This is a genomic window from Pseudomonas aegrilactucae (assembly GCF_019168305.1).
Classification (GTDB): Bacteria; Pseudomonadota; Gammaproteobacteria; order Pseudomonadales; family Pseudomonadaceae; genus Aquipseudomonas; species Aquipseudomonas aegrilactucae.
Map to the genome: position 1 here is coordinate 21187 of NZ_JAHTBI010000054.1, position 12571 is coordinate 33757.

At 64.6% G+C, this 12571-nt stretch carries 12 protein-coding genes; 7 read left to right on the forward strand and 5 right to left on the reverse strand.

From position 1 onward, the window contains the following. Window positions 1-85: 85 nt before the first annotated feature. Window positions 86-709, reverse strand: a complete 624-nt coding sequence (locus KUO17_RS16210; RefSeq protein WP_217976550.1) for a DNA-3-methyladenine glycosylase family protein — start codon at window positions 707-709, stop codon at window positions 86-88. Then, entirely contained in the window at window positions 706-2100 is a 1395-nt protein-coding gene (locus KUO17_RS16215) for an aminotransferase-like domain-containing protein (RefSeq protein WP_217976604.1), read from the reverse strand. The genes KUO17_RS16210 and KUO17_RS16215 overlap by 4 nt, the downstream gene beginning before the upstream one ends. Before the next feature lie 89 nt (window positions 2101-2189). On the opposite strand from KUO17_RS16215, the gene KUO17_RS16220 reads away from it, so the two are divergent. Then, window positions 2190-3146: a threonine dehydratase gene (locus KUO17_RS16220; RefSeq protein WP_217976551.1), complete on the forward strand. Its 957-nt coding sequence runs from the start codon at window positions 2190-2192 to the stop codon at window positions 3144-3146. A gap of 130 nt (window positions 3147-3276) precedes the next feature. After that, window positions 3277-3936: a LysE family translocator gene (locus KUO17_RS16225; protein ID WP_217976552.1), complete on the forward strand. Its 660-nt coding sequence runs from the start codon at window positions 3277-3279 to the stop codon at window positions 3934-3936. A 193-nt stretch (window positions 3937-4129) separates the two neighbouring features. Here the strand turns inward: KUO17_RS16225 and KUO17_RS16230 are convergent, their stop codons facing one another. Beyond that, a complete protein-coding gene (locus tag KUO17_RS16230; RefSeq protein WP_255263621.1) occupies window positions 4130-4918 on the reverse strand; it encodes a helix-turn-helix transcriptional regulator in 789 nt (262 codons plus the stop codon). A 137-nt stretch (window positions 4919-5055) separates the two neighbouring features. Here KUO17_RS16230 and KUO17_RS16235 point away from each other — a divergent pair, with 137 nt between their 5' ends. The 3 genes from KUO17_RS16235 to KUO17_RS16245 are packed head-to-tail and all read left to right on the forward strand — an operon-like array spanning window position 5056 to window position 7166. Further along, window positions 5056-5400, forward strand: coding sequence for a YciI family protein (locus KUO17_RS16235; RefSeq protein ID WP_217976553.1), 345 nt, complete (start codon window positions 5056-5058; stop codon window positions 5398-5400). Window positions 5401-5421: 21 nt separating this feature from the next. Continuing rightward, a complete protein-coding gene (locus KUO17_RS16240) occupies window positions 5422-5913 on the forward strand; it encodes an SRPBCC family protein (RefSeq protein ID WP_217976554.1) in 492 nt (163 codons plus the stop codon). Further along, entirely contained in the window at window positions 5913-7166 is a 1254-nt protein-coding gene (locus tag KUO17_RS16245; RefSeq protein ID WP_217976555.1) for an RNA polymerase sigma factor, read from the forward strand. The genes KUO17_RS16240 and KUO17_RS16245 overlap by 1 nt, the downstream gene beginning before the upstream one ends. Here the strand turns inward: KUO17_RS16245 and KUO17_RS16250 are convergent. Further along, window positions 7153-7623: a MaoC family dehydratase gene (locus KUO17_RS16250; RefSeq protein ID WP_163946281.1), complete on the reverse strand. Its 471-nt coding sequence runs from the start codon at window positions 7621-7623 to the stop codon at window positions 7153-7155. The genes KUO17_RS16245 and KUO17_RS16250 overlap by 14 nt on opposite strands. Window positions 7624-7666: 43 nt before the next feature. Then, window positions 7667-8611: an alpha/beta hydrolase gene (locus KUO17_RS16255; protein WP_217976556.1), complete on the reverse strand. Its 945-nt coding sequence runs from the start codon at window positions 8609-8611 to the stop codon at window positions 7667-7669. Between the two features lie 200 nt (window positions 8612-8811). On the opposite strand from KUO17_RS16255, the gene fadD2 reads away from it, so the two are divergent. Beyond that, window positions 8812-10500 carry a long-chain-fatty-acid--CoA ligase FadD2 gene (gene fadD2 / locus KUO17_RS16260; protein ID WP_217976557.1) on the forward strand — a complete coding sequence of 563 codons (1689 nt, stop codon included), beginning with the start codon at window positions 8812-8814 and terminating at the stop codon, window positions 10498-10500. A 274-nt stretch (window positions 10501-10774) separates the two neighbouring features. Further along, entirely contained in the window at window positions 10775-12472 is a 1698-nt protein-coding gene (gene fadD1 / locus KUO17_RS16265; RefSeq protein ID WP_217976558.1) for a long-chain-fatty-acid--CoA ligase FadD1, read from the forward strand. Window positions 12473-12571 lie beyond the last annotated feature (99 nt).

Here is a 12571-nt window from a genome sequence, read left to right on the forward strand (position 1 = left end):
GTGGCTGGGGTCGATGGCGTCAGGGTACGGAGTAGGTCGCGCGGCGACACTCCGGGTCTTGCGTTCGAATTCGTGCACTACCTCATCAGCGCGTGGCAGGCACACGCCACAGGTACCAGGCAGCCACCGTGCGGTAGGGGCTCCAGGCGGCACTCAGTTCCAGCATCTGTTTGCGTGTGGGCTGGGCAGGCAGGCTGAACAGCCGTCGGTAGCCTTCGCGCACGCCAAAGTCATCGGCGGGCAGGATATCCATGCGCTCCAGGGTATAGATCAGCAGCATTTCAACCGTCCAGCGGCCGACACCGGGCAGTTGCGTGAGGCGTTCGATCAGGCTGGCTTCATCGAGGGCGCGGGCTTGCGCAGGGTCGGGTACCAGGCCGTCCAGGCGCGCCTGGGCGATCGCCTGGACCGTCGCCAGCTTGCGCGCGGAAAAGCCGCAGCCGCGCAGTTGTTCGGGGGTGCTGGCCAGCAGTTGTTCGGGGCTGGGGAAGTCGCTGTCGGGGTACAGCGCCAGGAAGCGGCGCAGAATTGCCTCGGCGGCCTTGGCATGCAGTTGCTGGTAGGCGATGGCGCGTACCAGCGCCTGGTACGGGTCGCGGGTGGGCAACGGCTGGTGCAGGCACGGGCCGGTGCGCTCGATATGCTCGGCCCAGACCGGGTCCAGAGCGGCCAGGTGGTCGGTGGCCTGGGTGTAGAACAGCGGGTTCATGCCGGTTTCCGTGGCTGGGGGGGCAGGTTCAGTGTAGGTAAGGTAGTGGCCGTTTCACTCCGGATGTTGCGGTTGAATTCGCCGGCCACCCGCTCCAAGGCCTGCTTCAGCTCGACCCGGCTGCGTGCTGCCGACAAGCTGATGCGCACCGCCGGCACGTCACTCTGCTTAACCGCGAACACCTCGGCCGGCACCACCGCTACGCCTGCTTCCCGGCAGGCATCCGCCAGCAGGCCATGCACCCAGACATGCGGGGAGGGCATATCACCTGCCAGCGCCGACCCAAGCACACGCTTTGCCATCCGCCAGCGCTGCAGCACCTCTTCACGTTGCCAGGCTACCCGCCTTGCAGCGGTACCGTCATCGATCCAGCGGCAGGCGATCGCCAGATCAAGCGGTGACACCGGCCAGTGCGTTGCCTGGGCGTGGGGGTCGATACGCTCCAGCAGCGCCGGGCAAGCGACGATCCAGCCCAGGCGCAACCCGGCCGCGACACTTTTCGACAGGCTGCTGACCAGCACACCGCGCGCTCCCACCTTCGTCATCAGCGCGGGGGTATCGGTGAGGGCGCCGTACACATCATCTTCGATCAAGGTCAATGCGTGGCGCTCGATCACCGCTGCAACGGCCGCTTGCCGCGCTGCGCCCATGCACGCTCCGGTCGGGTTCTGCAGGGTCGGTGTCAGCACCACCACCCGTGCGCCGGTGGCCCTCGCGACCCGGTCGAGGTCATCGGGGAGGATGCCCTGGCCGTCCATCGCAATCCCATGCAGGGGCAGGCGCAACTGGCGACAGGCTGCCTTGATGCCGGGCGCCGTCAGTGCTTCGACCAGCACGGCGTCACCCGCTTGGCACAGCGACAGCAACACACTGAACACCCCGTGCTGGGCGCCGCCGCACAACAGCACCTGTTGCGCGCTGAGCTGCAGGCCACGCCGGTTCAGCCAGGCGGCGCCGTGCACGCGCGCCCTCAGCAGTTGCTCGGCGCCCAGGTAGTGCTCGAGCTGGTGGGTATCGCCTTGTCCTAGCAAATGGCGCAACGTGGCGGCCAGGTCCGGGCTTGCGTCATCTACCGCCGGTACGTTGGTCGACAGGTCGATCTGTGCAGGCTGCGGGCCGGGTTGCTTGAGGCGAAACAGCGTCGCTTCCCTGCTGCCGGCCAGCACATAGGTGCCGCGCCCTACCTCGCCCGCGACCAGATGGCGGGCAGCCGCCTCGCGGTAGGCCTGCTGGGTGGTGCTTGGGTTCAGGCCCAGGTTCCAGGCCAGGCGCCGTTGCGGTGGCAGGCGTTCGCCCACTTTCAGCTCGCCGCATTCGATCGCCAGGGCAATCGCCTCGACCAGGGCCAGGTAGCGGGGCAAAGCGGTGTCTGCGAGGGTCGGTGTCCACATTTTATTGTTGGCCATGCAATATAAAGTTTCACCCATACAATGCGGTGCGGCTAGCATCAGGTCAGACCCCAAGACCGTCGAGGTGATTCATGTTCGATCTGCCCGCCCTGCGTGAAGCTGCACGCCTGGTGCATGCCAGCATTCCCGCCACGCCGCAGTACGCCTGGCCGCGCCTGGCCGAGCGGATCGGCTGTGAGGTATGGGTCAAGCACGAAAACCATGCGCCCACCGGCGCGTTCAAGGTGCGCGGCGGCCTGTTGTATGTGCAGGCACTGCTGGCTCGCACGCCCGGCGTGCGCGGCCTGGTCACTGCCACCCGTGGCAACCATGGGCAGAGCCTGGCGCTGGCCGCCCGCAATGCCGGCGTGCCGATCATCATCGTGGTGCCCGAGGGCAACTCGCGGGAGAAGAACGCCGCCATGCGTGCGTTGGGTGCGCAACTGGTTGAGCATGGCGCCGATTTCGACCTGGCCCGCGCCGAGGCGGCGCGCCTGGCGCAGGTGCACGAATATGAGAGCGTGCCGGCCTTTCACCCCGACCTGATTCGTGGCGTGGCCACCTATGCACTGGAGCTGTTCGAGGCGGTGCCGGCGCTGGATTGCGTGTATGTGCCGATCGGCATGGGGTCGGGCATCTGCGGCCTGATCCAGGCGCGGGATCTGCTGGGGCTGCGCACCGAAATCGTCGGTGTGGTGTCGACCGAGGCCGACGCCTTTGCCCAGAGCATCGAGCAAGGCCGCATCGTCACCACGGCCACGGCCAACACCTTTGCCGATGGCATGGCCTGCCGCATGCCACTGCCCGAGGCGTTCGAGATCATCCGCCAGGGCGCCGCGCGGGTGGTGCGGGTCAGCGACGATGAAGTTGGCGCGGCCATGCGCATCTTCCACGAAGACACCCACAACACCGCCGAAGGCGCCGGCGCTGCGGGGCTGGCGGCACTGATGCAGGAACGTGAGCGACAGCAGGGGCGCAAGGTGGCGGTGATTCTCAGCGGCGCCAATATCGATCGGGAGCGGTATGCGCAGGTGTTGAACGGGCGCTGAAACGTCTTGAATGATGCCTTTGGATATTCGAACGGGCAGCGCGTGTCTGAGCACGGCAATTTCTTCCAATACACCGCCCCCCCTTTTGGTTCTAATAGCGCCTGTCCTTCATAGCCGGTAGCAAGCATTCATGCCTTTTTCCAACGGATTTCTCCTCAGCCTGTCGTTGTGCCTGGACATCGGCGTGGCCAACATCGCGATGATTACCCTGGCCATGCAGCGTGGCTTCTGGCAGGGGTTCTGGCTGGGGCTGGGGACGTGCGTGGGGGACTTGGTGTATGCCGTGGCAGCGTTGCTGGGCATGACCGTGTTGCTGCAGTTCAGCAGCGTGCGTTGGGTGTTGTGGGTGGGCGGCTCGGCCCTGCTGGTGTGGTTCGCGGTGAAGATGCTGCTGGCCGCCTGGCGCGGTACGGCGCACCTGGACACCAACGTGCAGGTGGTGCGTGAATCGCCCTGGCGCGAGTTTCTGCGCGGGATTTTCCTGGCCATGTCCTCGCCCAGCGCAATCCTCTGGTTTGCCGCAGTAGGCGGCGTGCTGATCTCGCGCTCCGGTGGCGGCAGCCTGCTCGAGGCGGGGCTGTTCCTGAGCGGCTTCTTCGTGGCCGGGCTGTTCTGGTGCGCCTCCCTGTGCACCCTGGCCAGCCACGGCGGACGCTTGCTGGGCGATCGCCTGCTGACCTGGTCGTACCTGGCTTCGGCGGCGATCTTCTGCTACTTCGCGGTGTACGTGATCCTGTCCGGCTACCGCGAGTTCATCCTCGCCGCGCCAACGGCGGCAGCCGGTCTATAATCAGTCAGTCACCGGCAAGCAGGTGTCGCGCTCAGCGGAGGGCCTGTCATGAAAGGTCTGGATGCGAAAAAATCGGTCAAGAAAAAACCCGCCAAATCCGCCAAGGAAAAACGCACGGCCAAACGCTCCAAAGGCGTCACGGCAGGGTTCCTGCCGCAATGATCTAGAAGGGCTCCGAGAGGGGCTCTTTGAGTCATGAGGGTTTGCAGGCCAGCCAGTAATGGTTGGGGGTTGCGCCCATCACCCGGCGAAAACTGTTGATGAAATGGCTCTGGTCATAGAAGCCCAGGCGTGCCGCCACGTCCAGCGGATGCACGCCCGCGCGCAGGCAGCGCCGGGCTTCGATCAGGCGCAGTTGCATGTGGTACTGCAACGGTGCCAGCCCGGTGGCCTTCTTGAAGCTGCGCACGAAGTGGTACTTGCTCAGGCCCGCCCGTTGCGCCAGTTCGTCCAGCTCCAGCTTGCGGTCCAGGGTGTCGGCCATCAGGCCCAGACTGTGGCGCAAGCTGGCCTGGTGTTCGCCAGGGGTGCCGGGTGCGTGTTCGAGCAGCTGTGCCAGCAGCGCCAGCAACGCTTCTTCCTGGCGAGCGGGTTCAAACCGGGTGCTGTGGGCGAAGTCGACGATCGCCCGGTACAGCGCCGGTTGATCGAACGCACCCTGTGCGAAGTGCGGGCGCGCCCGATGGCTGTCACCGGTAACCTGCGCCAGGGCGTCGGGGGCCAGGTGCAGGCTGATGTACTCCACGCCCTGCGGGCCGAACTCCGAGGCCTGCACCGCCAGCGGGTTGTACAGCGTGACCTGGCCAGGCGCGACGTCCAGGCTGCGGCCGTCCAGCCAGATCCGCTCGTGGCCGCTGAGGTTGGCGCCCAGCACATATTCTTCATGGGTATGGCGGGCAAACTGCGCGGCGCTGGCCTTCACCCAGGACGACTCGACCAGGCCGCAGGCATGCAGGTGTTCGGTGATCAGGGCCAATGGCAAGTACTCGTCGTTGCACGCAGTGCCCACGCTAGCGCAGGCGTGCGGTGGCGGCAAATGATTTGGTGTTTGCACGCGCGAGGCTGTCGATTCTGGCAGGCACCGTTCGACCATGCAGGACATCATCGATGGAGAGCGCCATGAAATACCTGTGCCTGGTCTACTGTGACGAAGGGCTGCTGCACAGCCTGCCCGAGAGCCCCGCCGACGCCGAGTGCATAGCGTATGCCGAGTCGATCCACGGCAGCGGCCGGATGCTTGCCGCCGAGGCGCTCAAGTCGGTACAGACCGCCACCACGGTGCGTGTCCGTGGCGGGCAGATGAGCCTGACCGATGGCCCGTTCGCCGAAACCAAGGAGCAACTGGCGGGCTTCTACCTGGTGGATGCCCGTGACCTGAATGAAGCCTTGAACATTGCCCGAGGGATCCCGGCGGCGCGCGTGGGCAGCGTCGAGGTTCGCCCGGTGCGTGAGCTGCAACCCTGACAACTACAAGGAGACACCCCCATGAGCCTCGCACCTGCCAGCCAGGGAACGGCGCTGCATGAACTGTCACTCAGTCGCCTGATTGCGGCGCCGCGAAAAAAGGTTTTTCGCGCCTGGACCGAACCCGCGTTGCTGGCGCGCTGGTGGGGACCGCACGGCATGACCACCCCCGAATGTGAAATGCAGCTGTGGGTCGGTGGCCTGTTTCGCACGGTGATGCGCGCCCCTGATGGTACCGAGTACCCCAACCAGGGTGTGTTCCTGGAGATCGTCGCGCCAGAGCGCATTGTCTTCACCGATGCCTTCGGGCCGGGTTGGGTGCCGTCGGCCAAGGCGTTCATGACCGTACAGGTGACCCTGGAGGATGTGCATGGGCATACCCAGTACACCGCCCGGGCGCTGCACTGGAGCGCTGCCGACTGCCAGGCGCATGAGCAGATGGGTTTCCATCGCGGCTGGGGCGAAAGCCTTGATCGCCTGGTGCACCTGGTCACCCGGCAGATGCCCGACTGATGAACCCGGCGCCGGACGTGAGGGCGACGCTGGAGGCGATCTACCGCGAGCAGTCGCGGCGCATCCTGGCCACGCTGATCCGGCTGCTGGGCGATTTCGATCTGGCCGAGGAGGCCATGCACGAGGCCTTCTACATTGCCGTCGAGCGCTGGCAGCGCGATGGTGTGCCGGCCAGCCCGCGCGCCTGGCTGGTGTCGACCGGGCGCTTCAAGGCCATCGACGGCCTGCGTCGGCGCGCCCGCTTCGAACGCTCGCCGCAGCGGCTGGCGCAGGCGCTGGCGGCGCTGGAGAACGAAGACGTGAACGACCAGGAGCTGGAGGATGACCGTCTGCGGTTGATCTTCACCTGCTGTCACCCGGCCCTGTCGGCTGATGCCCAGGTGCCCCTGACCCTGCGTGAAGTGTGCGACCTGTCGACCGAGGAGATCGCCCGTGCCTTTCTGCTGAGCCCGGCGACCATCGCCCAGCGCATCGTGCGTGCCAAGGCCAAGATCCGTGATGCGCAGATTCCGTACCAGGTGCCGTCGCTGGCCGAGTTGCCCGAGCGCCTGGACAGTGTGCTGAGGGTGATCTACCTGGTGTTCAACGAAGGCTACTCGGCCTCGTCGGGTGACAGCGTGGTGCGTGAGGAGCTGAGTGCCGAAGCCATCCGCCTCGGGCGTTTGCTGCAGCAGTTGCTGCCTGACCCCGAAGTGCTGGGGCTGCTCGCCCTGATGCTGTTGCAGGCCTCGCGTCAGCAGGCACGCAGCGATGCGCAGGGTGAACTGGTGCTGCTCGACCAGCAGGACCGCTCGCGTTGGGACCGTGGCATGATTGCCGAGGGCTGCCGGCTGGTGCAGCAGGCATTGCGCAGCCAGCGCTTTGGTGTCTACAGCCTGCAGGCAGCGATTGCTGCGGTGCACGCCGAAGCGGCCAGTGCCGGCGACACGGACTGGGCGCAGATCGTCGGCCTTTACGATGTGCTGTTGCAGGGCTGGCCGTCGCCGGTGGTGGAGCTCAATCGCGCGGCCGCCCTGGCCCGGCGTGACGGGCCGCAGGCGGGGCTTGCGGCAGTGGAGGCGATTCTGGCCCGTGGCCAGTTGCTCGATTACCACCTGGCACACTCGGCGCGGGCCGAGCTGTGCGTGCAGGCCGGGCACCTGGCGCAGGCGCGCGAGGCTTACTGCACGGCACTGGGCCTGACCCGGCAGTTACCCGAGCGGCGCTATATCGAGCGCCGTCTGAGCGAACTTCAGGCCATCAGCCGATCGTGATCGGTGGCGGGCTGACCAGCTCGACGCTTTGCTGCTTGCGCGGCGCGAGGATCTCGGCTTCGCCGTCCACCACCAGTTCTTCGTGCTGGTTGAACACGCGGGTGGCGATACGCACGCGGAACTTGGGCAGCTTTTCGAGAATTTCCAGGCGCACGGTCAGGGTGTCGCCGATCTTCACCGGTTTCTGGAAGCTCATCTGCTGGCCCAGGTAGATGGTGCCCGGGCCAGGTAATTCGCAGGCCACCGCGGCGCTGATCAGCGCGCCGCTGAACATGCCGTGGGCGATACGTTCCTTGAACATGCTCTTGGCGGCGAACTCGGCATCCAGGTGCACCGGGTTGTGGTCGCCGGACATCGCGGCGAACAGCTGGATGTCGCGTTCTTCGACCGTCTTGCTGAAGCTGGCGGTCTGGCCGACTTCAAGGGCTTCGTAGGGCGTGTTGCTGACCTGGGTCATTCAGGCAGATTCCTTAGCAGGGTTCGACAAGGTGCCTACTGTATCACTCGCTGCGGGCCGGGCGGCCAACGGCCAGGGCCTGGTCTAGCCAGGCGAGCAGTGCTGCGGTCACTTCGTCGCGGTTGGTTTCGTTGAGCAGTTCATGGCGCGCCTGCGGGTAAAGCTGCAACTGCACGCGCGGGTTGCCGGCATGGCGCAAGGCGCCTGCCAGGTCTTTGAGACGCTTGCCGGCACTGACCGGATCACATTCTCCCCCCATCACCAGAATCGGCAGGTTCGGGTCGATCTGCGCCAGGTGGCGTGCCTGGCTGATGTGCTGCAGCCCCGTCAGCAGGTCGATCCATAGCCGATTGGTGCAGCGAAAGCCGCACAGCGGGTCGGCGGTGTACTTGTCGACCTCGGCCGCGTCGCGGCTGAGCCAGTCGAACGCAGTGCGGTTGGGCTTGAACGCCTTGTTGAACGAGCCGAACGACAGCCATTCGATCAGCGCGCTGCGCCCTTGTGGCCCCTGGCGCCAGGCCTCGACGCGGGCGATCGCGCAGGCGGCGCGGTACAGCACCGGTGGCTGGAAGTTCGAACCGCTCAGGATCGCGCCATGCAGGCTGGCACTGTGGTGCAGCAGATACGCCTGGGCGATATAGCTGCCCATGCTGTGGCCGAACAGAAACAGCGGCACGCCGGGGTGCTGCTGGCCGATGTGCTGGCTGAGCAGTCCCAGGTCGTTGACCACGCTGCTCCAGCCATCGTGCCTGGCGAACTGCCCCAGGGTACCGACCTCGGCCGTGCGGCCATGGCCACGTTGGTCATGCGCATACAGGGCGATACCGGCATCGCTCAGGGCCTGGCCCAGGCGCTGGTAGCGCCCGGCGTGTTCTGCCATGCCATGGGCCAGCAGCACCACTGCCCGGGGCGCGGTGTCGGGCAGCCATTGATAGATATACAGGCTGCAATGATTGCTGGCCGGCAGCCAGAACGCGTCGTGGTGCATGGCGGTGCCCTGTGCGCAAGTCGCTGATGCAGCAAGTGTATAGCTGATTCAGCCGATTGAACGGACGATGGCAACACGATTCAGAATGTTAATGACAGGTCTTGGCGTGTTTGCCACCTGCGGCTTAACTGCTAACGTCGGCAGAATAGTTCTTTTTGCATGCAGGCAGCCCACAGGCTCAGGAATGAGGACAAGAATAAATGCAAGCTGACTTCTGGAATGACAAGCGCCCGGCCGGTGTGCCTTCCCATATCGACATGAGCACGTATTCGTCGGTGCTGGAGGTGTTCGAGCGTTCCTGCAAGCGCTTCGCCGACCGGCCGGCGTTCACCAACCTGGGTGTGACTCTCACCTACGCCGAGCTCGATCGCCAGTCGGCGGCCTTTGCCGCTTACCTGCAGCAGCACACCGACCTGGCGCCGGGCGAGCGTATCGCGGTGCAGATGCCCAATGTGCTGCAGTACCCCATCGCGGTGTTCGGCGCCTTGCGCGCCGGGCTGATCGTGGTCAACACCAACCCGCTGTACACCGCCCGCGAAATGCGCCACCAGTTCAAGGACTCCGGTGCCCGTGCGCTGGTGTACCTGAACCTGTTCGGCAAGCTGGTGCAGGAGGTGCTGCCCGACACCGATATCGAGTTCCTGATCGAGGCGAAGATGGGCGACCTGCTGCCGGCGGCCAAGGGCTGGCTGGTGAACACGGTGGTGGCCAAGGTCAAGAAGATGGTGCCGGCCTATCATCTGCCGCAGGCCGTCGCCTTCAAGCAGGTGATGCGCCAGGGCCAGGGCCATGCGCTCAAGCCGGTGCGGGTGGGGCTGGAGGATGTCGCGGTACTGCAGTACACCGGCGGCACCACGGGCCTGGCCAAGGGCGCGATGCTCACTCACGCCAACCTGGTGGCCAACATGCTGCAGGTGCTGGCGTGCTTCTCGCAGCTGGGGCCTGATGGGCAGAAGCTGATCAAGGACGGTCAGGAGGTGATGATCGCGCCGCTGCCGCTGTACCACATCTATGCCTTCACCGCGAACTGCATGTGCATGATGGTCACTGGCAACCACAACGTGCTGATCACCAACCCGCGCGACATTCCCGGGTTCGTCAAGGAGCTCAAGAAGTGGCGGTTCTCGGCGCTGCTGGGGCTCAATACGCTGTTTGTGGCGCTGATGGAAAACCCGGATTTCAAGCACCTCGACTTCTCGGCGCTGAAGGTCACCAACTCGGGCGGCACCGCACTGGTCAAGGCCACCGCCGAGCGCTGGGAGAGCGTCACGGGGTGCCGCATCGTCGAAGGCTACGGCCTGACCGAAACCTCGCCGGTGGCCAGTACCAACCCCTACGGCGCGCAGGCACGCCTGGGTACGGTGGGCATACCGGTAGCCGGCACGGCGTTCAAGGTGGTCGATGATGACGGCAACGAGATGCCGTTGGGTGAGCGTGGCGAGTTGTGCATCAAGGGGCCGCAGGTGATGAAGGGCTATTGGCAGCGGCCCGATGCCACCGCCGAGGCGCTGGATGCCGAGGGCTGGTTCAAGACCGGCGACATCGCGGTGATCGACCCGGACGGTTTCACCCGCATTGTCGATCGCAAGAAGGACATGATCATCGTGTCCGGTTTCAACGTGTACCCCAACGAGATCGAGGACGTGGTGATGGCCCACCCCAAGGTGGCCAACTGCGCGGCAATCGGTGTGCCCGACGAGCGCTCCGGCGAGGCGGTGAAGCTGTTCGTGGTGCCGCGCGAGGAGGGGGTGAGCCTGGAGGAGCTCAAGGCCTACTGCAAAGCCAACTTCACCGGCTACAAGGTGCCCAAGCACATCGTGTTGCGCGAGTCGTTGCCGATGACGCCGGTGGGCAAGATCCTGCGGCGCGCGTTGCGCGATAGTGCGTGACGGCAGGCCACGACGATCCTGCAGCAGATGCAGGATCGGCATGGCGCAGCCCGGAGTTTGCGAAATAGTGTTCTTGATCTAAAAATGACTAACATCTTTTGTTGAGTCATTTGTGTGACTTTTTGGCCCGCTTTAGCTCTAGTCGCCTCCTGGCAAAGCTGCTAATCTCGGCCCGCTTCTGATGCTTGGGTTTGTAATAATCCGTCATCACATATCAATAACAATCGCATCGACTGCGGTGAAGAATTCGCTGTGGCTGGAGGAGTGGGCTTCCATGTTCGAAAACTTTTGGAAGGATAAGTACCCAGCCGGGATTGCCTCGCAAATCAATCCCGATGAGTATCCGAATATTCAAGCGGTATTGAAGCAGTCCTGCCAGCGTTTCGCCGACAAACCGGCATTCACCAACCTGGGCAAGACCATCACCTACGGCGAGTTGTATACCCTGTCGGGTGCGTTCGCTGCCTACCTGCAACAGCACACCGACCTGCAACCCGGTGACCGCATCGCGGTGCAACTGCCCAATGTGCTGCAGTACCCCGTGGCCGTGTTCGGTGCCCTGCGCGCCGGGCTGATCGTGGTCAACACCAACCCGCTGTACACCGCGCGGGAAATGGAACACCAGTTCAACGATTCCGGTGCCAAGGCGCTGATCTGCCTGGCCAACATGGCGCACCTGGCAGAGAAGGTGGTGCCCAGGACCCAGGTCAGGCACGTCATTGTCACCGAAGTGGCCGACCTGCTGCCACCGCTCAAGCGCCTGCTGATCAACAGCGTGATCAAGTACGTGAAAAAGATGGTGCCGGCCTATCACCTGCCCAACGCCGTCAAGTTCAACGATGCGCTGAGCAAGGGCCAGGGCAAGGCCATCAATGAAGCCAACCCGTCCAGTGGCGAGGTGGCCGTGCTGCAGTACACCGGCGGCACCACCGGCGTGGCCAAGGGCGCCATGCTGACCCACCGCAACCTGGTGGCCAACATGCTGCAGTGCCGCGCCTTGATGGGCTCGAACCTGCATGAAGGCTGCGAGGTGCTGATCACCCCGTTGCCGCTGTACCACATCTACGCCTTCACCTTCCATTGCATGGCGATGATGCTGATCGGCAGCCACAACATCCTGATCAGCAACCCGCGCGACCTGCCGGCAATGGTCAAGGAACTGTCGAAGTGGAAGTTCACCGGCTTCGTCGGGCTGAACACCTTGTTCGTGGCGCTGTGCAACAACGAAACCTTCCGCAAGCTGGACTTCTCGGCCCTGAAGCTGACGTTGTCCGGTGGCATGGCGTTGCAGGTGGCGGTGGCCGAGCGCTGGAAGAGCGTGACCGGCTGCGCCATCTGCGAAGGCTACGGCATGACCGAGACCAGCCCGGTGGCGGCGGTGAACCCGGCCGAGCAGAATCAGATCGGCACCATCGGCATCCCGGTGCCCTCGACCCTGTGCAAGGTCATCGACGACAGCGGCCAGGAGCTGGCGCTGGGCGAGGTGGGCGAGCTGTGCATCAAGGGCCCGCAAGTGATGAAAGGCTACTGGCAGCGCGACGAGGCGACCACCGAGATCCTGGATGCCGAGGGTTGGCTCAAGACGGGTGACATCGCGCTGATCCAGACCGACGGCTACATGCGCATCGTCGACCGCAAGAAAGATATGATCCTGGTGTCGGGCTTCAATGTGTACCCCAACGAGCTGGAAGACGTATTGGCGACCCTGCCGGGCGTGTTGCAGTGTGCGGCGATCGGTGTGCCGGACGAGAAGTCGGGCGAGATCATCAAGATCTTCATCGTCGCCAAGCCGGGTGTGACCCTGACCAAGGAGCAGGTGATGGAGCACATGCGTGCCAACGTCACGGCGTACAAGGTGCCGCGCCTGATCGAGTTCCGCGATGCGTTGCCGACCACCAACGTGGGCAAGATCCTGCGGCGTGAACTGCGTGATGAAGAGCTGAAGAAGCTGGGCTTGAAGAAGATCGCGTGATCTTCAAGGCGACCGCGTCGCGGTCGTTCGCTGGCAAGCCAGCTCCCACAGGGTTTAGCGGTGTTCACACTACCTGTAGGAGCCGGCCTTGCCAGCGAA

What these genes read in the sequence shown, in the direction of transcription:
- fadD1 (WP_217976558.1), top strand. Translation starts at nt 10,775, where the DNA reads ATGTTCGAAAACTTTTGGAAGGATAAGTACCCAGCCGGGATTGCCTCG.
- KUO17_RS16235 (WP_217976553.1), top strand. Translation starts at nt 5,056, where the DNA reads ATGAAATACCTGTGCCTGGTCTACTGTGACGAAGGGCTGCTGCACAGC.
- KUO17_RS16255 (WP_217976556.1), bottom strand. Translation starts at nt 8,611, where the DNA reads ATGCACCACGACGCGTTCTGGCTGCCGGCCAGCAATCATTGCAGCCTG.
- fadD2 (WP_217976557.1), top strand. Translation starts at nt 8,812, where the DNA reads ATGCAAGCTGACTTCTGGAATGACAAGCGCCCGGCCGGTGTGCCTTCC.
- KUO17_RS16210 (WP_217976550.1), bottom strand. Translation starts at nt 709, where the DNA reads ATGAACCCGCTGTTCTACACCCAGGCCACCGACCACCTGGCCGCTCTG.
- KUO17_RS16215 (WP_217976604.1), bottom strand. Translation starts at nt 2,100, where the DNA reads ATGTGGACACCGACCCTCGCAGACACCGCTTTGCCCCGCTACCTGGCC.
- KUO17_RS16220 (WP_217976551.1), top strand. Translation starts at nt 2,190, where the DNA reads ATGTTCGATCTGCCCGCCCTGCGTGAAGCTGCACGCCTGGTGCATGCC.
- KUO17_RS16245 (WP_217976555.1), top strand. Translation starts at nt 5,913, where the DNA reads ATGAACCCGGCGCCGGACGTGAGGGCGACGCTGGAGGCGATCTACCGC.
- KUO17_RS16250 (WP_163946281.1), bottom strand. Translation starts at nt 7,623, where the DNA reads ATGACCCAGGTCAGCAACACGCCCTACGAAGCCCTTGAAGTCGGCCAG.
- KUO17_RS16240 (WP_217976554.1), top strand. Translation starts at nt 5,422, where the DNA reads ATGAGCCTCGCACCTGCCAGCCAGGGAACGGCGCTGCATGAACTGTCA.
- KUO17_RS16225 (WP_217976552.1), top strand. Translation starts at nt 3,277, where the DNA reads ATGCCTTTTTCCAACGGATTTCTCCTCAGCCTGTCGTTGTGCCTGGAC.